This is a genomic window from Martinezella calliandrae (genome assembly GCF_030272695.1).
Lineage (GTDB): Bacteria > Pseudomonadota > Alphaproteobacteria > Rhizobiales > Rhizobiaceae > Rhizobium > Rhizobium calliandrae.
In genome coordinates, this window is the sequence record NZ_JARFYN010000227.1 from 1 (window position 1) to 394 (window position 394).

General features: G+C 56.6%; 1 protein-coding gene. It reads right to left on the minus strand.

Annotated features, from left to right (window positions below; genetic code table 11):
* Window positions 1–295: hypothetical protein (locus PY650_RS37740; protein WP_285885045.1), on the minus strand; the 295-nt coding region annotated here is incomplete at its 3' end.
* Between the last annotated feature and the right edge of the window lie 99 nt (window positions 296–394).

A 394-nucleotide genomic window follows, 5' to 3' on the forward strand; every position in this document is an offset into this window, starting at 1 on the left:
AACCCAATCCTTTGCTGAGGCTGCGTTTCAATTCGTAATCCCGCGAACGTTCGGCGCTTCGAGCACGATCGACAATGCCTGCGATAGCGTTGATCCGACTAACTGCGAGAAGTATTTCCGGGCCGGCCCGAAGATCGTCCTTCCACTCACGCGGGTCGGCACTTCCGAACCGCTTCTCGAGCGCCTGAGCAACTGTCTGAGCTTCGTGGAGCGCTTGACGCCCGTCCGGCGTCCTACTCATCTCTTGAAGGAATTTTGATTTTTCGGGATAGGGCAATTCGTCAAGCTGCTTCAAGATAGCCTCGCTACTCTTGGTCAAGCCCGGCACTTCGACGACATCGCACCTTTCGCGTTTCCAGGCTTCAGACTGCCGTTCTGCTTCCAGACGGCGCTC